This is a genomic window from Demequina iriomotensis (genome assembly GCF_000971395.1).
Taxonomy (GTDB): domain Bacteria; phylum Actinomycetota; class Actinomycetes; order Actinomycetales; family Demequinaceae; genus Demequina; species Demequina iriomotensis.
This window is the reverse complement of sequence record NZ_BBME01000014.1, coordinates 40,410-59,147: the sequence shown is the minus strand read 5'-3', so window position 1 is coordinate 59,147 and position 18,738 is coordinate 40,410. Positions and strand designations below refer to the sequence as shown.

Annotated in this window: 16 protein-coding genes and 1 other RNA gene; 15 read left to right on the top strand and 2 right to left on the bottom strand. The window is 71.0% G+C overall.

The window, feature by feature from the left end; genetic code table 11:
* The first annotated feature begins 76 nt into the window (after positions 1-76).
* The 6 genes from AOM09_RS09215 to AOM09_RS09190 are packed head-to-tail and all read left to right on the top strand — an operon-like array spanning position 77 to position 6,198.
* Positions 77-1,795, top strand: coding sequence for an ATP-binding cassette domain-containing protein (locus AOM09_RS09215; RefSeq protein ID WP_062387200.1), 1,719 nt, complete (start codon positions 77-79; stop codon positions 1,793-1,795).
* A complete protein-coding gene (locus AOM09_RS09210; protein WP_062387198.1) occupies positions 1,779-2,657 on the top strand; it encodes an ABC transporter permease in 879 nt (292 codons plus the stop codon). The genes AOM09_RS09215 and AOM09_RS09210 overlap by 17 nt, the downstream gene beginning before the upstream one ends.
* Positions 2,658-2,659: 2 nt before the next feature.
* The gene (locus tag AOM09_RS09205; protein WP_062387195.1) at positions 2,660-3,658 is read left to right on the top strand and encodes an ABC transporter permease; all 999 of its coding nucleotides are present in this window, start codon (positions 2,660-2,662) and stop codon (positions 3,656-3,658) included.
* Between the two features lie 16 nt (positions 3,659-3,674).
* Positions 3,675-4,343: a cysteine hydrolase family protein gene (locus AOM09_RS09200; RefSeq protein ID WP_062387192.1), complete on the top strand. Its 669-nt coding sequence runs from the start codon at positions 3,675-3,677 to the stop codon at positions 4,341-4,343.
* 14 nt (positions 4,344-4,357) lie between these two features.
* On the top strand, positions 4,358-4,948 hold the full coding sequence (locus AOM09_RS09195; RefSeq protein WP_062387189.1) for a cysteine hydrolase family protein: 591 nt from the start codon (positions 4,358-4,360) through the stop codon (positions 4,946-4,948).
* Entirely contained in the window at positions 4,945-6,198 is a 1,254-nt protein-coding gene (locus AOM09_RS09190; protein WP_062387186.1) for an MFS transporter, read from the top strand. The genes AOM09_RS09195 and AOM09_RS09190 overlap by 4 nt, the downstream gene beginning before the upstream one ends.
* A gap of 25 nt (positions 6,199-6,223) precedes the next feature.
* Here AOM09_RS09190 and AOM09_RS09185 read toward each other — a convergent pair whose 3' ends face one another.
* The gene (locus tag AOM09_RS09185) at positions 6,224-7,495 is read right to left on the bottom strand and encodes a metal-dependent hydrolase family protein (protein ID WP_062387183.1); all 1,272 of its coding nucleotides are present in this window, start codon (positions 7,493-7,495) and stop codon (positions 6,224-6,226) included.
* Between the two features lie 89 nt (positions 7,496-7,584).
* Here AOM09_RS09185 and AOM09_RS09180 point away from each other — a divergent pair, with 89 nt between their 5' ends.
* From AOM09_RS09180 to AOM09_RS09150, 7 genes are all read left to right on the top strand, one after another.
* Positions 7,585-7,851 carry a hypothetical protein gene (locus AOM09_RS09180; protein ID WP_156162315.1) on the top strand — a complete coding sequence of 89 codons (267 nt, stop codon included), beginning with the start codon at positions 7,585-7,587 and terminating at the stop codon, positions 7,849-7,851.
* Between the two features lie 104 nt (positions 7,852-7,955).
* Entirely contained in the window at positions 7,956-9,074 is a 1,119-nt protein-coding gene (gene prfB / locus AOM09_RS09175) for a peptide chain release factor 2 (protein ID WP_062387574.1), read from the top strand.
* A 233-nt stretch (positions 9,075-9,307) separates the two neighbouring features.
* Entirely contained in the window at positions 9,308-10,000 is a 693-nt protein-coding gene (ftsE, locus tag AOM09_RS09170) for a cell division ATP-binding protein FtsE (protein ID WP_062387178.1), read from the top strand.
* Positions 9,997-10,908, top strand: coding sequence for a permease-like cell division protein FtsX (ftsX, locus tag AOM09_RS09165; protein WP_062387176.1), 912 nt, complete (start codon positions 9,997-9,999; stop codon positions 10,906-10,908). Before ftsE ends, ftsX begins: the two co-directional genes overlap by 4 nt.
* The gene (locus AOM09_RS09160; protein WP_062387173.1) at positions 10,905-12,332 is read left to right on the top strand and encodes a M23 family metallopeptidase; all 1,428 of its coding nucleotides are present in this window, start codon (positions 10,905-10,907) and stop codon (positions 12,330-12,332) included. Before ftsX ends, AOM09_RS09160 begins: the two co-directional genes overlap by 4 nt.
* 81 nt (positions 12,333-12,413) lie before the next feature.
* The gene (smpB, locus tag AOM09_RS09155; protein ID WP_062387169.1) at positions 12,414-12,887 is read left to right on the top strand and encodes an SsrA-binding protein SmpB; all 474 of its coding nucleotides are present in this window, start codon (positions 12,414-12,416) and stop codon (positions 12,885-12,887) included.
* Between the two features lie 60 nt (positions 12,888-12,947).
* Entirely contained in the window at positions 12,948-14,756 is a 1,809-nt protein-coding gene (locus AOM09_RS09150) for a DUF2207 domain-containing protein (RefSeq protein ID WP_062387167.1), read from the top strand.
* Between the two features lie 164 nt (positions 14,757-14,920).
* On the opposite strand, the gene AOM09_RS09145 is transcribed toward AOM09_RS09150, so the two are convergent.
* Positions 14,921-17,527: an MMPL family transporter gene (locus AOM09_RS09145; protein ID WP_062387164.1), complete on the bottom strand. Its 2,607-nt coding sequence runs from the start codon at positions 17,525-17,527 to the stop codon at positions 14,921-14,923.
* A gap of 186 nt (positions 17,528-17,713) precedes the next feature.
* Here AOM09_RS09145 and AOM09_RS09140 point away from each other — a divergent pair, with 186 nt between their 5' ends.
* Both AOM09_RS09140 and ssrA read left to right on the top strand, forming a co-directional pair.
* A complete protein-coding gene (locus AOM09_RS09140) occupies positions 17,714-18,280 on the top strand; it encodes a TetR/AcrR family transcriptional regulator (RefSeq protein ID WP_062387161.1) in 567 nt (188 codons plus the stop codon).
* Between the two features lie 53 nt (positions 18,281-18,333).
* Positions 18,334-18,701: a transfer-messenger RNA gene (ssrA, locus tag AOM09_RS09135) on the top strand.
* Positions 18,702-18,738 lie beyond the last annotated feature (37 nt).

The window sequence follows — 18,738 nt, the reverse complement described above, 5'->3', positions numbered from 1 at the left end:
CGCGGGATCCTCGTGGCGGCGGCCATCCCCCCTGCCGCCGCCACGAGGCCCGCCCCCCTGGTGAAGGAGTGGCCCCATGGCCGATACGACCGTGCTCACGGTCTCCGATCTCACCGTCACGTACCGCGGCCGCGGACGCGTGGTGGCCGCGGTGTCGGACGTCAGCCTGACGATCGACGCGGGACGATGCCTCGGCCTCGTCGGCGAGTCGGGATCCGGGAAGTCGACGATCGGGGCCGCGGTCCAGGGGATCATCCCCGCGGACGGCACCGCGGAGGCGACGGGGCGCATCGCGATCGCCGGTCGCGAGCTCGCTCCGCTCACCGACCCCGCGTGGTCCGAGGTCCGGGGCCGCGAGGTGACCTCGGTGTTCCAGGACCCCATGCGCTCGCTCGACCCGACCATGACGATCGGACGGATGCTCAACCGGTACACGGGATCCGCCGAGGCGTCGGTGGCCGCGCTCGAGCGCGTGCAGATCCGACGCGCGGGCGAGGTACTCAAGAAGTATCCCCACCAGCTGTCGGGCGGCATGCGCCAGCGCGTGATGATCGCGCTCGCGCTCGCGCCCGGACCGCGCCTGCTGATCGCGGACGAGCCCACCACGGCGCTCGACGTCTCGGTGCAGGCGGAGGTGCTCGGGGTCCTGCGCGAGTCCATCGAGGACGCCGGGTGCGCCGTGCTGTTCGTGACGCACGACCTCGGGGTCGCGCGGCACATGTGCGACGACATCGCCGTGATGAAGGACGGCACGGTGGTCGAGTCCGGGCCGGCCGAGGACGTCATCGCGCGACCGAGCGACGCGTACACGCGGCGCCTCATGGCCTCGCGGATCACGCTCGACACCGACCGCACGCGGCCGGTGGGCGCACCGGAGGGCGCCGTCGTCGCCTCCATGGAGGACGTGCTGCGCGGTCTCGAGCGCCCGGCGCTCGACGTCGCGGCGGCGTGGTCCGCGGGCGACCTGACGTGGCAGGACTTCACCGGACCCACCGCATCGGTCGGCGCCGCGAGCGGGCGCGAGGACGTGCACCTCGTCGAGCATGTCACGCGCGCCTCGCTCGCGGTCAACGAGGTGAACAAGACCTACTCGACCCGCGTGCGTGGGCGCCGCGTCGACAACCACGTGCTCAAGGACGTCTCGTTCGAGATCGGCTACCGCGAGGCGGTCGCGCTCGTGGGGGAGTCGGGCTCCGGCAAGTCGACCCTGCTGCGCATCGCCGGAGGGATCGAGACGGCGGACACGGGCACGGTCGACGCGCAGGGTGTGGCGGGCGAGGGTACCCAGGTGGTGTTCCAGGACGCTGGCGCCTCCCTGACCCCCTGGCGCACCGTCGACGAGCTCCTGCGCGAACGCATCGAGCACACGAGGACCGGACGCGGACTGTCGCGCGCGCAGATGCGTGACATGGCGCGGAGCACGCTCGAGCTGGTCGGGCTCGACGACTCGGTGCTCGACGCGCGCCCGACCCAGCTGTCGGGCGGTCAGCAGCAGCGGGTGGCGATCGCGCGCGCCGTCGTGGTGCCTCCGTCCGTGCTCCTCTGCGACGAGCCGACGAGCGCGCTCGACGTCTCGGTCGCGTGCTCGGTCCTCAACCTCATCAACCTGCTGCGTCATTCGCTGGGCATCTCCATCATGTTCGTCACGCACGATCTCGCTGCGGCACGGCTGATCGCCGACCGGGTGCTGGTCATGACCGGTGGCGAGATCGTCGAGACCGTGCCCGCCGAGCGGCTCGCCCAGGACATCACCACCGATTACGGACGGAGGCTCGTCGATGCCGTTCTCGCGTAGGCGCACGCTCGAGCGTGTCGAGGCGGCGCCGACAGCGCGCCGCGACAGCGCATGGTCCGCGCTCGGGCCGGGGGAGAGGACCTCGCTCATCGCGATGGCGGCCATCGTCCTCGTCGCGATCATCGGGCCCACGCTGATGCCGTACAGCCCGATCATCCCCTCGGGCTCCCAGCTCCTGCCGCCGCTGTCCTCGGGCCACGTGCTCGGCACCGACGTGCTCGGCATGGACATGGCGACCCGGCTGGTCGCGGGCATGCAGCGCAGCCTGCTGGCGGCAGTCCTCGTCACGGCCGTGTCCGCCGCGATCGGCACGTTCATCGGGGTGGTCGCAGGCTTCCGAGGCGGGTGGCTCGACTCGGCGCTCATGCGGTTCACCGACCTGTTCCTCGCGTTCCCCGCGATGATCATCGCGATGGCGATCGCCGCCGCGATCGGGCAGTCGCTCGGGTCCGCCATGATCGGCATCATCGTCGTGTGGTGGCCGCTCTACGCCCGCCTGGTGCGCGGCGAGGTGCGCCGCGTGGTGGCGCTCCCGCACGTGCAGGCCGCGCGGGTGTCGGGGGTGCGCGGCTGGCGGCTCCTGTGGCGCCACGTGGTGCCGGCGGTCATGCCGACCGTGGTGGTGACCGCGAGCCTCGACATCGGCGCCGTCGTCATGACGCTCGCCGCGCTCTCGTTCATCGGCCTCGGCACGCCCGCGCCGGCCCCCGAGCTGGGGCGCATGGCGTCGGACGGCATGAAGTACTTCCTCAACGCCTGGTGGGTCGCGGTGCTCCCCAGCGTCACGATCGGCCTCGTCGCGTTCGTGTTCAACTATGCCGGCGACGCCCTGCGCGTGGTCCTCCGGCGGACGGGTGTGTGACCATGCTGGTGTTCGTCGCCAAGCGACTCGGCTCGCTCGTGGTGGTGCTGTTCTTCCTCACGCTGCTGGTGTTCACCCTGGGCAAGGTCGCCGACTCCGATCCCGTGCGGACCTACGTGGGTGTCAACGCGAGCGCCGAGGCGGTGACCGCGGCGCGTGAGGAGCTCGGGCTCGACGACCCGGTCCCGGTGCAGTTCGCGAGCTTCCTCGGCGGAGCGGTGCACGGCGACTTCGGCATCTCGCTCGCGTCCAAGCGGCCCATCGCGGACGAGCTGTCCTCGCGGCTGCCGGCGACGCTCGAGCTGGCCGGCTGGGCGCTCATGCTCACCGTGGTCATCGGGGTGTCGCTCGCGTCGCTGTACTCGCGCCCCGGACGCGTCGGCGCGTTCCTGCGGTTCGTGTTCTTCTCCGCGGCGTCCGCGCCCTCGTTCCTCATCGCGATGCTCTCGGTGCTCGTGTTCTACAAGTGGCTCGGCGGCGTGCTGCCGGCCGCGGGCCGCTCCTCGTACGGTCCGTACGAGGACGGCACCGGCTTCTACGTGATCGACGGGATCCTCCACGCGAGCCCGACCTACACGTGGGACGCGATCCAGCACCTGCTCCTGCCCGCGCTCGCGGCCTCGGTCGGCGCGGGTGTCGCGCTCGCGCGCGTGCTGGCCGACGGCATCTCGTCGTCCCTGTCCTCGCCGTGGGCGCGGACCGCTCGCGCGCTCGGCGAGAACGAGGGCACCATCGTCCGCCGCCATGCCCTCCGCAACGCCTCCTCGCCCGCGCTCTCCCTGCTCGCGGTGCAGGCGGGCTTCATGGTGTCGAGCCTCGTGGTGGTCGAGCAGGTGTTCTCGTGGAACGGCCTCGGCTCCTACCTCTCCGGCGCGATCGGCGTCGGGGACTTCCCCGCGATCGCCGCGGTCTGCCTCATCCTCGGCGCCGTCTACGTGGTGCTCAACACCCTCGTCGACGTCGCGCTCGCCGCGGTCGACCCCCGCGTCCGCCTCTCCTGAACCGAAAGGACCCCCCATGCCGCTCCAGGTGACCGACTGGTCCCCGCACGACGCGCTCACGCCCGTCGGCAACGTCACCCTGCTCGTCGTCGACATCCAGGGCGGAGGCGCGACGCCGCACGTGTCGACCCTCGGCGGGATGACGGGCCAGCAGGCGCGCCGTCAGCGCGCGATCGACCTGGTGAACGCGTTCCGCGCCAAGGGCCGGCCCGTCGTGTTCCTCCAGGAGGTCCACAAGCCGTCGCTGATCGACATCGGCCGCGAGCTCGACGGCGCCGAGGGCGCCCACTGCGTCGAGGGTTGGGAGACCACCGAGCTGTACCCGGGACTCGAGCCGCTGCCGCACGAGTACCTGGTCCAGAAGCGCCGCTACTCGGGCTTCTACGGCACCGAGCTCGACATCGTGCTCAAGGGCTACGCCACCGACACCATCGTGATGATCGGCGGCCTGACCGACGTGTGCATCCACTACACGGCGGTCGACGCGCACCAGCTCGACTATCGCTTCCGCACCGTCAGCGACCTCGTGGGCGGATCGTCCGACAAGGCGCACGATGCGGCGCTGCGGGCCATGAAGTACCTCCAGCGCGACTCGCTGGTGACGGCCGATGCCGCGCACGCGTGGCTCGACTCGCTGCCGGACGCCCCGATGCCGGGCGCCGACGCGATGGAACTGAAGCGCTGAGACGGGAGAACCACATGAACATCCACGGCAACCCCGTCCTCGTCGTCGTCGACTTCCAGGGAGGCCCGCTCGACGGGAGCCCCGGCCAGCAGGACGGCTTCGATGTGCGCACGCAGCGCGACCGCGCGGTCGCGATGGTCGACCTGGCCCGCGAGAAGGGCGTCCCGGTCGTGTGGATCCAGGAGGTCCACAAGCCCCACCTCATCGACATGGGCCGCGAGATGGACGGCTCCGAGGGCCCGCACTGCATCGAGGGCAGCCCGTACACGGAGCTCGCGTCGGGGCTCAAGCCGACGCCCGACGAGTTCCACATCCGCAAGCGCCGCTACTCGGGCTTCTTCGGCACGCAGCTCGACATCGTCCTGCGTGCGTACAAGGCGGACTCGGTGATCCTCATCGGCGGCTTCACGGACATCTGCATCCTCTACACCGCGGTCGACGCGCACCAGCGCGACCTGTTCCTCAACGTCGTGACCGACGTGGTGCACGGTTCCTCCCAGCAGGCCCACGACGATGCGCTCGACATGATCGCGTACATGCAGCGCCGGTCCCTCGTCACGTCCGCCGAGACGATGGAGTGGCTCGAGTCCGTCGAGCGCGTGTGAGCGGCATCGACCGTCGTGCGCGCACCACGCTGTGGATCCTCGCGTCGGGGGTGTTCGCGGCGACGCTGGGCAACATGCTGGTCCCCGGCGTGCTCCCGGCGCTGTCCGAGGAGACGGGGATCTCGATCGGCGACATCGGGCGCTCGAACGCGGTGTTCGGCCTCGCGTACGCGGTCGCCGCGCCGACCCTCGCCATCCTGGTGCGCCGGATCAGCCCCTACACGGTGCTCACCATCGCGCTCGCGCTCGAGGCGGTGACGCTGCTCGCCGTCGCGGCGGCCGGATCCGCCGAGCAGCTGGCGGCCGCCCGGATCGCGCACGCGATCACCGTCGCGGGGGTGGTGCCGATGTGCACCGTCCACGCCGGGTCGATCGTCGCGCCCTCGCTCCGGTCGCGCGCGCTGTCGATCTCGTTCGGCGGCATGGTCGTCTCGTCGCTCATCGGCGCTCCGCTGGGCAACACCCTCGCGGGCGCGATCGGCGCGCGTGCCTCGTTCATCGCGGTGGCGATCCTGCTCGTCGTGGTCGCGCTCGTGGCGCTGCGCGCGTCGCGCTGGCAGGCCGGACTGGTGGCCGATGCGCGGGCGAGCCACGCGGCGGGGGGCATGTCCGGTGCGCTCGGCACGTGGGCGTGGATCACGCTCGGGGCCGTCTTCGCGACCGCGGCCATGGAGGGTGCCGCGACGAGCGGCCTCAACACCTTCGTCTCGCCGTTCCTCACCGACGCGGTGGGTGCGACCGGCACCCCGCTGTCGCTCCTGCTGCTCTGCTACGGGCTCGCCGGTCTCGCCGGCAACGCGCTCCTGGGCGCGATCGCCGATCGGGTGGGACCCGCGCGGGCGCTCGTGGTGGTCGCGGCGGCCGCGGCGGCCGCGGTCGCGGGGCTCATGATCGTGGACACGGCGTGGCAGGCGGCCGCGTTCCTGCTGGTCTGGGGCTTCTGCTCGTGGGCCATCAACCCGCCGCTGCAGTCGCTGATCATCGGCCACTCCGGCAGGCACCTCACGCTCCTCGTCGCGGTGAACTCGTCGGTCATCTTCACGGGATCGTCGCTCGGCGCGGCCGTCGCGGCCGCTCAGGTCGACGCCGGCGGGCTCGCATCGCTGCCGCTGACGGCGGGGGCGCTGTTCCTCCTGTCGGCGCTGGGCGCGGCGGTCGCCTGGATCGCGTCGCGCAGGGTCGCGGCACAGCGCGCGCACGATGCTCGCCCGGCCGCGCTCGAGCACGCCGTCCCGCCGCCCGCCGCCTGACGTCCCGGCGCCGGCGGCGCCGCGATCAGCCGATCCGGCCGTCGAGGTCCTTCGCGGCGCGGCCGGCCTGGAGCACGGCTCGCGCGTGGACCGCCTCGACCATCGCGCCGGGGTCCGTCAGCGGATCGACGTCCCACAGCACCACGTCGGCGAGCTTGCCCGCCTCGACGGAGCCCAGGTGGTCGGCGAGCCCGAGCAGACGGGCTCCCTGCATCGTGCATGCGTGGAGCGCCTGCAGCGGTGTCATCCCGGCGTCGACGAGGTGGCCGATCTCCGCGGCGTTCCTCCCGTGCGGGTGGATGCCGGCGTCGGTGCCCATGGCCACGGGCACGCCCGCCTCGATCGCGCGGCGCGCAGAGTCGCGGCCGCGCTTCTGCCACTCGAGCTTCTTCGCCACGACCTGCGGTGGCTTCCGGGCGGGGTCGGGCGACATCGACAGCGTGGACAGCGTCGGCACCAGGGTGGTGCCACGCCGCAGCATCGCCTCGATCAGCTCGTCGGACATCTCGTAGCCATGCTCGAGGCTCGTCACGCCGCCGCGCACCGCGGCGAGTGCCCCCTCGTTGCCCTGCGCGTGCGCCGCGATGGGCCGGCCGCCGCGGCGCGCGAGCTCGGCGACCATGAGTCGCACCTGCCGCTCGGGGACGCCCAGGTCGTCAGGGCTGTCGTCGGGCGTGCTGATCCCTCCCGTGGTGCAGATCTTCACCACGTCGGCGCCCGTGCGCACCAGCGTCCGGATGGCCTTCACCACCTCGTCGTCGGAGTCGACCACCCCGACCGAGGGGATCGGCTCGAAGTCGGTGTACGCGGCCAGGCTTCGGTTGGCGCGCACCGGGTCGGCGTGGCCGCCGGTGGGGGAGAGCATCGTGATCGCGACGTGGAGGCGGGGGCCGGCGATGAGCCCAGCCGCGACCGCCCGTCGGTAGCCGGGAGTGAGACCCGCGAGGTCGCGGGCGGCCGTGACGCCCGCCTCGAGGGTGAGGCGCATCGACTCGGCGGTCGCGAAGGCGTGCTCCTCCATGAACTTGAGCCGATCGGCCTCCTCGGTGGAGCCGTTCGGCATGGTGAGGTGGACGTGCGTGTCGACGAGGCCGGGCGTGAGGAAGAGCCCGTCGGCGTCGAAAGTCGCGTCCGCGCGGGCGGCGGCCGGTCCCACCCCGATCGCGGCGATCCTGCCGTCGACGATCTCGACGTCGGCGACACGAGGCCCGGCGCCGGTGCCGTCGATCACGGTGGCGCCGACGATGCGGGTGGTTCCCTGCTGGACCGGGGTGGAGGGCAGACGCGCGGATGACATGAGGTCCCTTCGGATGCGGTGCTGCGACGAGCCTAGCGCTCGATAGGTGAACATCGTGTTTCGGAGGCTGGGCGCCTACGATGGCCGCCATGACCGCCCCGCTCCGCCCCCGCATCGTCCTCATCACCGCCGCCGCCGCGCTCGGCCTGTCCCTCACCGGCTGCGATGACGCGCGCGACGCGATCGCCGACGCGACCGCGGGCGCCAAGGACGCGGTCGAGCAGGCCGAGGAGCTGAAGAAGCAGGCCGAGGACAGGGTCGACGAGGTCCAGCAGCAGGTCGAGGACGCCAAGCAGACGCTCGACGAGACCACCAAGAAGGCCGAGGAGCTCAAGGACGCGGTCACCGGCGGCTGAGCGCACGGCGGCTGAGCGCCCGGCGGCCGAGCGCCCGGTGGCCGATCGCGCCCCGGAGCGAGCCCGCGCGAGGTCCCGCACGCGCGCCACTAGACTTGACGCTCGTGGCCACCGACTTCGCGACCGAGATCCATGAGCTCCGCTCGACCTTCTCCCAGATCGAGGCGGTGACCGACCCGACCCGGCTCAAGGCGCGCATCGCGCAGCTCGAGGAGGAGGCCGCGGCGCCCGACCTGTGGGACGACCAGGAGAACGCGCAGGCGGTCACCAGCCAGCTGAGCCAGGCCAACTCGGAGCTCGAGCGCGTCACCCGCATGGGCGCGCGCATCGACGACCTCGAGGTGCTGGTGGAGCTCGGCACCGAGGGCGAGGACGAGGACACGCTCGCCGAGGCCGACGCCGAGCTCACCAAGCTCAAGACCGACCTCGCCGCGATGGAGGTCCGCACGCTCATGACGGGCGAGTGGGACGAGCGCAACGCGGTCGTCACCATCCGGTCCGGCGCGGGCGGCGACGACGCCACGGACTTCGCCGAGATGCTGCTGCGCATGTACCTGCGCTGGGCCGAGCGCCACGGCTACGGCACCAAGGTGCTCGACACCTCCTACGCCGAGGGCGCCGGCATCAAGTCGGCCACCTTCGAGCTCAACGCGCCCTACGCCTACGGCACCCTGTCCGTGGAGGCCGGCACGCATCGTCTCGCGCGCATCAGCCCGTTCGGCTCCGCGGACAAGCGCCAGACGTCCTTCGCGGCCGTCGAGGTGATCCCGCAGATCGAGTCGACCGACCACATCGAGGTCCCCGAGTCCGAGATCAAGGTCGACGTGTTCCGCTCGTCGGGCCCCGGCGGCCAGTCGGTCAACACCACGGACTCCGCGGTGCGCCTCACGCACCTCCCGACCGGCATCGTGGTCTCGATGCAGGACGAGAAGTCGCAGATCCAGAACCGCGCCGCCGCCATGCGCGTGCTCCAGTCGCGCCTGCTGCTGCTCAAGAAGGAGCAGGAGGCCGCGCAGAAGAAGGAGCTCGCGGGCGACATCAAGGCGTCGTGGGGCGACCAGATGCGCTCGTACTTCCTCTACGGCCAGCAGCTGGTCAAGGACCTGCGCACCGGCTACGAGGTCGGCAACCCGCAGATCGTGTTCGACGGCGACCTCGACGGCTTCATCGACGCGGGCATCCGCTGGCGCCGCGCCGAGCAGAAGGCCGCCGAGCACGCCTGACAGCAGCAACGGAGCTGGTCCCGGGTTGCCGGCGTGTCGGGGGACGATGCGCGGGTTGAGCCCGGCGTGTCGGGACAAGGTCCGTTGCAGGTGTCAGACGGTTCGAGCATCGTCAACTGTCACGGAGTGACGAACCGGACACGCCGGAAGCGGCGCGCCTCCCGGGACCCCGCCGCCGCGGTTCCTACGATGCTGAGGTGGCGCGGGTCCTACCCCTCGCGCGCGCAGCACTCATGATTCGACTCGACAACGCCACCAAGGTCTACAAGCGGGGCGCCCGTCCCGCGCTCGACTCCGTCTCCGTGGAGATCGAGCGCGGCGACTTCGTGTTCCTCGTGGGCTCGTCCGGATCGGGCAAGTCGACCTTCCTCAAGCTCATCCTGCGCGAGGAGCGCCCCACCGGCGGCGACGTCTACGTCGCGGGCCGGCACCTCAACAAGCTCTCGGCGTGGCGCGTGCCGCACCTGCGCCGCGAGATCGGCGCCGTGTTCCAGGACTTCCGCCTGCTGCCGAACAAGACGGTCTACCAGAACGTCGCCTTCGCGCTCCAGGTGATCGGCAAGAGCCGCCACCACATCCAGTCCACCGTGCCCGAGATGCTCGACCTCGTCGGGCTGTCGGGCAAGGAGCGGCGCATGCCGCACGAGCTGTCCGGCGGCGAGCAGCAGCGCGTGGCGATCGCGCGCGCGTTCGTCAACCACCCGCCCATCCTGCTGTGCGACGAGCCGACCGGGAACCTCGACCCCGGCACGTCCGTGGGCATCATGCGCCTGCTCGACCGCATCAACCGCACGGGCACCACGGTGCTCATGGCGACGCACGACGACGAGATCGTCGACCAGATGCGCAAGCGCGTCATCGAGCTGCGCGGCGGCGAGCTGGTCCGTGACCAGGACCGCGGCGTCTACGGGCTGGAGCGCGTGTGAGGCTCCGGTTCATCTTCGGCGAGGTCTTCAACGGCCTGCGCCGCAACACGACCATGGCGCTGTCCGTGGTGCTCGTGACGTTCGTGTCGCTCATGTTCGTCGGCGCGGCCGCGCTCACGCAGATGCAGATCGACCAGCTCAAGGACGACTGGTACGGCAAGGTCGAGATCTCGATCTTCCTGTGCCCCGAGAGCTCGCGCAACGAGCAGTGCGCCGAGGGCCCCGTCACGGTCGCGCAGGAGGACGACATCCGGGCGGTGCTCGAGGACGGCGCGCTGCAGGACCTGGTCCAGAAGGTGTACTACGAGTCGCGCGAGGAGGCCTACGAGAAGTTCGTCGCCAACGACGACGAGGGCATCTGGTCGTCGCTCACGCCGGAGCAGATGCAGCCCAGCTTCCGCGTCAAGCTCGCCGACCCCGAGCAGTACCAGGTGGTGGCCGATGCGACCGAGGGTCTCCCCGGCGTCGACGTGGTGCGCGACCAGCGTGAGATCTTCTCCGAGCTGTTCCGGTTCCTCAACGCGGCCACCGTGATCGCGGCGGCCCTCGCGATCGTCATGCTGATCGCCGCGATGCTGCTCATCACCACCACGATCCGCCTGAGCGCGCTGAGCCGGCGTCGCGAGACGCAGATCATGCGCATGGTGGGCTCGTCGCGCTCGCTCATCCAGATGCCGTTCATGCTCGAGGGCGCGGTCGCCGCGACGGGTGGCGCGCTCCTCGCGATCGCCGGCCTGTTCTTCGGCGTGCGGTACATGATCGACGACTGGCTCAAGAGCTCGGTCACCTGGGTCCAGTACATCGGGGCGCAGGACGTGTGGAACGTCGCACCCTGGCTGCTGGTCATCGCCGTGGGTCTCGCCGCCGTCGCGTCGCTCGTGACGCTGGGGAGGTACACGCGCGCATGAGGCGTTTTCGCACCCCGATCGTCGCCTCCGTCGCGACGCTGCTGGTCGCGGTCCTCACGGGCACGCTCGTGTCCGGCGCCGGCGCCGAGGGCGGCTTCCGGTACGCGTCGAGCTACGACGACGACATCGAGCGCGCGAAGGACAAGTCGGCCGACTACGAGTCGCAGCTCGAGGACCTCGAGGCGGCTCTCGAGGACACGAGCAAGGAGATCGTCGAGGCCTCCCGCAAGCTCGAGAGGACCGAGGCGAAGCTCCCCGCGGCGCAGAAGGCGCTCGACGCGGCCAACGAGAAGGTCGACGAGGCGATCCTGCAGCAGAAGCTCACCGCCGACAAGCTCGAGGCGGCCGAGGCGCAGGACAAGGCCATCTCACAGCAGATCGCCGAGGACGAGGACCGCATCGGCGAGCTCGAGCAGATCATCGCGGCCCTCGCGCGCGCGCAGTACCAGGGCGTGGGCGATGACGAGGCGCTCAGCCTCGTGTTCGGCGCGAGCACGTCGCAGGAGTTCATCGACGAGTTCGCCGCCGAGCACAACGCCTCGCGCGTGCAGTCCAACGCGCTCGCCGACGTCGAGGAGATCGCGGCCGTCAACCGCAACCGCGGCGCGCGTCAGGAGGCGGTGCGCGACTACATCGTCGAGCTCAAGGCCGAGGCCGATGCGCTGGTGATCGAGACCGAGCGCCTGCAGAAGAAGGCCGAGGAGAAGAAGGCCGCGCTCGACGCGCTCATCGCCGAGCAGCAGGAGATCAAGGCCGACCTCGAGAAGAAGAAGGCCCAGGAGCTCGAGCGTCAGCAGGAGATCGCGGCCAAGCAGGACGCGATCCGCAACCAGATCAAGAACCTGGTCAAGAAGAAGCTCGCGGAGGAGGAGGCGGCGCGCAAGGCCGCCGAGGAGGCCGCGCGCAAGGCCGCCGAGGAGGCGGCGAAGGCCCAGAACAACTCGGGCGGCTCGTCCGGATCCGGCGGCTCGTCGAGCTCGGGCGGTTCCGGCGGCTCGTCCAGCTCCGGAGGGTCGCTCACCAAGGGCATCCTCGCGTGGCCGTCGCCGTACCACGTCGTCACGTCGAGCTACGGGATGCGCTACCACCCGATCCTGCACTACTGGCGCCTGCACGCCGGCACGGACATCCGCGCCTACTGCGGCACGCCCATCTACGCGGCGCGCGCCGGCAGGGTGCAGTGGGCCACCTACCAGTACGGGCTCGGCAACTCGGTCCTGGTGGACCACGGCTACTTGGGCGGCAAGTCGCTCATGACCAGCTACAACCACCTGTCGAGCTTCGCCGTGAGCTCGGGTCAGTACGTGACGAAGGGCCAGCTGGTGGGCTACTCGGGCAACACCGGGACGTCGGCGGCGTGCCACCTCCACTTCGAGGTGTACGTCAACGGCGACACCACCGACCCGATGCAGTACATCGGCTGAGCGCGCCGTGCAGGCCGGTAGACTGGTGCGTCGCGCCCGTCGACCGGCAGGCGCGCCGGGACCCGCGCGAGGAGGTGGAGCATGGCCGAGAGCGGCCTCAAGGTGATCGCGACCAACCGCGCCGCGCGCCATGACTTCTTCATCGACGACGTGCTCGAGGCCGGCATCGTCCTCACCGGCACCGAGGTGAAGTCCCTCCGCCAGGGCCGCGCCGTGATCGGCGACGGCTACGTCTACGTCGACGGCGGCGAGGCATGGGTCGAGAACCTCCACATCCCCGAGTACTCGCAGGGCACGTGGACCAACCACGCCCCGAAGCGCAAGCGCAAGCTGCTGCTCCACGGTCACGAGATCGAGGACCTGCAGCAGCGCACGCGCGAGAAGGGTTACACCATCGTGCCCCTGCGCCTGTACTTCCTCGACGGCCGGGCCAAGCTCGAGATCGGCGTCGCGCGAGGCAAGAAGATGCACGACAAGCGCCAGTCGCTGCGCGAGAAGCAGGACAAGCGCGAGGCCGAGCGCGCCTTCGGCACGCAGCGCCGCGTCAACCGCTGACGCGGGGACGATGCGCGGGTCGCGTCCGCCGTCGCGTCGAGGTTTCGGCATGATGGGCGCATGGTCCGCATCGTCCTGCCGTTCCTGTTCGCCCTGGTAGCGGCGTTCGTCCCCGCCGCCGCGCACGCCGCGGCGCCCGATGGTGGGCGCAGCGTCGAGCGGTGGGAGGCGTCCTACTCGCTCCAGCCCGACGGCTCTGCGGACGTGTACGTCCAGATCGACTTCGACTTCGGTGACGAACCGGGCCACGGGCCCTACTGGACGCTCCCCATCCGTCAGGCGACGGACGACCCGGACCTCGACCGCGTCTACGACATCACCGACGTCGACGCCGCCTCGCCGTCCGGCGCCCCCGCGAAGGTGTACCTCGAGGAGGGCGACGACTGGCTGGTGGTGCGCGTGGGCGACGAGAACGTGGGCGACGTCTCGGGCGTCCAGACCTATGTGCTCACCTACACGATCCACGACGTCATGAACGCGACCGAGGCGGGCGACGAGTTCTACTGGAACGTCATCGGCGACTCGTGGGAGACGCCCATCAGCGACATCACCGTGACCGTCCTGGGGAAGGCCGACGTCACCGACGCGACGTGCTTCGCGGGCCCCGCCAGGGGGACCGCCCGCTGCGACTTCTCGGCGTTCGCGGGTCCCGGCGCGGAGTTCTCGCAGGCGTCGCTCGGGGCCGGCGAGCCCATGTCGGTGGTCGTGGCCTCCCCGGCCGGGACCTATGCGACGGAGCCGGTCCTGCGGGAGAGCAGCGATCTCGCGCACGCGTTCCGTATCACCCCGTGGACGGTGGGCGGCTTCCTGGTGGTCCTCGTCGCCGGGCTCGTCCTCGTGGTGCGGCGCATCCGTTCCACGGGCGCCGATCTCGAGTACGCGGACTTCGCCCCGGGGGTGGGTCCCGTCGGGGGAGAGGCGGCGGCGGTGCGCCGGCGCGACACGCGGGCGCAGGTCGCGGTCGCGTTCGCGCCGCCGGACGGCCTGCGGCCCGGCCAGCTGGGCACCTTGATCGACGAGCGGGCGGACGTCCGGGACGTGACCGCGACCATGGTCGACCTGGCGGTGCGCGGCTACCTCGTGATCGAGGCTCTCGAGGGCGACGACTACGCGCTTGTGAGGCAGCGCGAGGCGGACGATGCGCTGTACCCCTACGAGCAGATGCTGTTCGACGCGATCTTCGACGGTCGCGACCGCGTCACCCTCACCGAGCTGAAGACCACCTTCCACGCCGACATGGCTCAGGTGCAGGCCCAGCTCTACCGGAACGTCACGACTCACGGCTGGTTCCGCTCCAACCCCACGCATGCGCGCGGCACGTGGGCGGGCGCCGGGATCGCGCTGCTGGTCGCCGGCGTGCTCGCGACCATCGCGGCGGCGAACCTCACCACGATCGCGCTCGTGCCCCTCGCGCTCGTGGCGCTCGGCATCGTGGTGCTGGCGACCACGAAGGCGGCGCCGGCGCGGACGCCGGAGGGTAGCAGGATCCTCGCGCAGGCGCGGGGCTTCGAGCTCTACCTCGGCAAGGCCGAGGCGGATCAGCTGCGGTTCGAGGAGGGACACGACCTCTTCAGCCGCTACCTGCCGTTCGCCATCGCCTTCGGGGTCGCGGAGCAGTGGACCAGGAAGTTCGAGGCGCTCGCGGCGCAGGGCGCGCAGCTGGCCGAGCCGACCTGGTTCCACGGCTACGCGTACGGCTACTTCTGGATGCATGCGGCCGGGTTCGGTGCGCGCATGAACCAGTTCACCGCTCTCGCCGATGCGGCGATCAGCGCCCCCACGCCCGGTTCGTCGGGGGGCTCGGGCTTCTCCGGCGGCGGAGGGTTCTCGGGTGGTGGCGGCGGCGGAGGGGGCGGCGGAGGCTGGTGAGCCGCGCATCGTCCCCCGGCGCGCTGGGAGGTGCTCGGCGCCCGTTCGTGGCCGCATCGGGCGCTCAGGACCTCGCGGGAGGGCGAAGAGGGACGGGCAGGACGCGAACGGCACGCGGCCCGCATCCCTGACGGGATGCGGGCCGCGGCGTCAGCGGGAGCGGATCAGGCCTGAGCGGCCTGCTCCTCCTCCTCGGCGTGGGGCACGGGGTGCTCGCGCTCGAGCGCGGACCCCTCCACGTCGACGTTGGGCAGGAGCTTGTCGAGCCAGCCCGGGAGCCACCACGCCTTCTCGCCCACGAGGTGCATGAGCGACGGCACGATGACCATGCGGACCACGAACGCGTCGAACAGCACGCCCATCGCGAGGCCGAAGCCCATGGGCCGGATCATCGCGATGTGCGAGAACACGAAGCCGCCGAACACCGAGATCATGATGATCGCGGCGGCGGTGACCACCGCGCGCCCGTGGCGCAGGCCCGCGACCACCGAGCGGCGCGCGTCGGTGCCGTGGACGTACGCCTCGCGCATGCCCGTGGTGAGGAACAGCTGGTAGTCCATCGCGAGGCCGAACAGGATGCCCGTGAGCAGGATCGGCAGGAAGCTCAGGATCGGGCCCGGGTCGTGCACGCCGAAGATGGCGCCGCCCCAGCCCCACTGGAACACCGCCGTCACCATGCCGAACGCCGCGAACAGCGAGAGCACGAAGCCGAGCGTCGCGATGAGCGGGACGATGAGCGAGCGGAACACCACCACGAGGATGATGATCGACAGGCCGACGACGATGGCGAGGTAGACCGGGAGGGCCTCGTCGAGCTTCTCGGAGACGTCGATGTTGCCGGACGCCTCGCCCGCGACGCCGATGACGGTGCCGTCCTCGAGCGGGGAAAGCTCGCGCAGGTCGGAGACCAGCTGGACGGTGGACTCGCTTCCGGGGCCTTCGACGGGGATGACCTGGAACGCGAGGAAGCCGTTGTCGGCCGACGCCCCCGCGGGCGCGACCGCGCTGATGTCGTCGTTCTCCATGAGCGTGTCGACCACCGCGACCTGGGCGGCGAGGAGGTCGTCATCCGACACGGCCTCGGGCAGGTCGGCGGTCACCAGCAGCGTGCCGTTCAGACCCTCGCCGAACTTCGCGTCGACGGTCTTGTACGCGATGTACTGGGTCGAGTCCTCGGGCTCCTGCGTGCCGTCGGGCAGGCCCAGCCGCATGGACATCGCCGGGATGGCGACGATGAGCAGTCCGACCACCGCGGCGGCGAAGCGCAGGAGCGCCGCGCCGGTGCGCATCGGCTGGACGGGCGCCTCGGCGTGCTCCGCGGCGCCGCGCGTCGCACGGGCCTTCCTGCCGAGCACGCGCTCGCCGATGAGCCCGAGCACCGCCGGCGTGAGGGTCACGGCCACGAGCACCGCGATGCCGACGCAGAAGGCGCCGACGGTGCCCATGATGCCCAGGAACGGGATGCCCGTGATGTTGAGCGCGAGCAGCGCGACGATGACGGTCGAGCCCGCGAACACCACCGCGTTGCCCGACGTGCCGTTCGCGAGGCCGATGGACTCGTGGAGGTCCATGCCGCGCCGGTACTGCTCGCGGTGGCGGTTGATGATGAAGAGGGAATAGTCGATACCCACGGCGAGCGCGAGCATGACGCCGAGCACCGGCGTGACCGAGGACATCTCCACGACGCCGGAGAACGCGAGCGCGGTCGCGACGCCGACGCCCACGCCCAGCACCGACGTGATGATGGGCATGAGCGCGGGCCAGATGGCGCGCATCATCACCATGAGCACCACGAACGCCAGCAGGACGCCCACGACCTCGCCGGCGCCCATGACGCCCTCGACGCTGGTGGCGATGTCCGCGGAGAAGTTCACGGTGATGCCGTCCGGCGTCGCCGCGCGGACGTCGGCGATGATCGCGTCCTTGTCCTCCTGGACCACCTCGTACACGTTCGTGTCGAACTGGATGATGCCGAGCGCGGTCGTGCCGTCCTCCGACACGGTGGTGATCCCCGCGGCGGCCGAGGCCAGGTCCGTGCCGAGCGCGAGCTGCGACTCCTGCGCCTCGAGCTCCGCGAGCCCGTCGGTGATCTGCGTCTGCTGCTCGTCGATCTGAGCCTGCTGCTCGTCGATCTGAGCCTGCTGCTCGTCGATCTGCGCGAGGCCGGCGTCGATCTGCTGCTGCTGCGCCTCGAACTGCGCCGCGGCGAGCTCGTAGGTGCCGGCGTCCTGCGCCTGCTGGATCGCGGCGTCGAGCTGCTCCTGGCCCGACTCGAGCTCGGCGCGTGCGGCGTCGAGCTGCTCCTGGCCCGCGTCGAGCTGCGCCTGGCCGTCGTCGAGCGCGGCCTGACCCGCGTCGAGCTGCGCGCGGCCGTCCTCGATCTGCTGCGGGGCGGCCTCGAGCTGAGCGGTCTGCTCCTCGAGCTGCGCCTGCGTGGCGAACGGGTCGATCACGCCGGTGACGGCGTCGACGGACTCCGCGGCGGCGAGCGCGTCGCTCACCTGCTGCTGCTGCTCGTCCGTGAAGGGCTCGCCGCTCTCGGTCTGGAACACCGCGCGGGACGAGCCGCCGGCGAGCTCCGGGATCTCCTCGGTGAGCTGGTCGGTGACCTTCTCGGTCTCGAGGCCCGGGATGGAGAAGCTGTCGGTGAGGGTGCCGCCGAACGCGACGAACCCTCCGCCCGCGACGGCGAGCGCAAGGATCCACGCGACGATCGCGACGATCGGCCGCATGGCCGACGCGCGGCCGATGCGGTACAGGAGGTGGGCCACAGGGAGAGCCTTTCTCGTGGGAGGTCCTGGGGGACTGGCGACGATGCCGGGATGCGCCGCGCGGCCGCGCGGGCGTGACCCGGGCCTGTCGGCGCATCTGGGACGAGTCTAGGACACTCCTGCGAGTTTCACGACAAGTGTTGGTTATCACTTGGTGAATGGCGCGAGCGGTGCCACAATCGCGCCGTGGACGCACGCATCGTCAGGACCCGCCGCCGCCTCCAGGAGGCCCTCTTCGCGCTCGCGCGCGAGCGCGGCGTTGACGACGTCTCGGTGAGCGACATCGCGGCGCGCGCGGGCATCAACCGGTCGACCTTCTATCAGCACTACTCCGACAAGGAGACGCTGCTCGCCGACGCGCTCGACCTCAAGGCGCAGGAGGCGGGCGCGGATCTCGACCCGCTCGTCTTCGACGCGGGTCCGCCGCCGGCGCTCGTGCGCTTCCTCGCGCACGTCGAGGAGCATGCGGACCTGTACACGCGGGTGTTCACCGAGCCGGGGTACGGCGCGGTGCTCGCGCGCCTGCGCTTGCGCATGGGCGACGCGATCCGAGGTCTCGCGCCGCAGGTCGACGAGCTCGTGAGGGCGGACCTGCCGGTCGACGTCGTCGCCGCCGGCATGACCGGCATGGTGCTCGGCGTCATGGGCGAGTGGCTCGCGATGGAGCAGCGCCCTCCGGCGGCGGCCGTCGCCGACTGGGTGTGGCGGATCGCCCTGGGCCTGCCCGTGCCCGGCGGCGCATCGTCCGCGTGACGGCTGCTTGGGCGTTGTCGGACCTGCCGGTAGACTGGAACCACAACTGCACAGGGGATGATCGGTTTCGACGTGTGTTTACTTCCGGAGGGAAGCGGGCCGAGAACGCAGAGTTATCTCGTAAACGACCTCTGCAACCTATAGGTGCCGATTCCAAGCGCACCGACTTCGCCCTCGCTGCCTAAGCGAGCGCCATGAAGTCCGTCAGCCCGGGGGTGTTCCCGACCCGGATCCTGGCGTCGACCAGGGAACTCGCTTCAGTCCTTCGTCATCGGGGACTGCGGGACTTCTAGATGACTGAGCCCGCTCACCACCTGCCTGATGGTGGGTGAGGGGCTGAGAAAACCTTCTTCAGGCTGCGCCCGGAGAAGACTTCGGTTTGGACATGCGGACCCGGGTTCGATTCCCGGCATCTCCACTCATCCCTGTCGTTCAGAACGGCCGCCACCCCGTCGGGG

Coding starts and splice junctions, on each gene's coding strand:
- AOM09_RS09215 (WP_062387200.1), top strand. CDS start 77: ATGGCCGATACGACCGTGCTCACGGTCTCCGATCTCACCGTCACGTAC.
- AOM09_RS09210 (WP_062387198.1), top strand. CDS start 1,779: ATGCCGTTCTCGCGTAGGCGCACGCTCGAGCGTGTCGAGGCGGCGCCG.
- AOM09_RS09205 (WP_062387195.1), top strand. CDS start 2,660: ATGCTGGTGTTCGTCGCCAAGCGACTCGGCTCGCTCGTGGTGGTGCTG.
- AOM09_RS09200 (WP_062387192.1), top strand. CDS start 3,675: ATGCCGCTCCAGGTGACCGACTGGTCCCCGCACGACGCGCTCACGCCC.
- AOM09_RS09195 (WP_062387189.1), top strand. CDS start 4,358: ATGAACATCCACGGCAACCCCGTCCTCGTCGTCGTCGACTTCCAGGGA.
- AOM09_RS09185 (WP_062387183.1), bottom strand. CDS start 7,495: ATGTCATCCGCGCGTCTGCCCTCCACCCCGGTCCAGCAGGGAACCACC.
- AOM09_RS09180 (WP_156162315.1), top strand. CDS start 7,585: ATGACCGCCCCGCTCCGCCCCCGCATCGTCCTCATCACCGCCGCCGCC.
- ftsE (WP_062387178.1), top strand. CDS start 9,308: ATGATTCGACTCGACAACGCCACCAAGGTCTACAAGCGGGGCGCCCGT.
- AOM09_RS09160 (WP_062387173.1), top strand. CDS start 10,905: ATGAGGCGTTTTCGCACCCCGATCGTCGCCTCCGTCGCGACGCTGCTG.
- smpB (WP_062387169.1), top strand. CDS start 12,414: ATGGCCGAGAGCGGCCTCAAGGTGATCGCGACCAACCGCGCCGCGCGC.
- AOM09_RS09150 (WP_062387167.1), top strand. CDS start 12,948: ATGGTCCGCATCGTCCTGCCGTTCCTGTTCGCCCTGGTAGCGGCGTTC.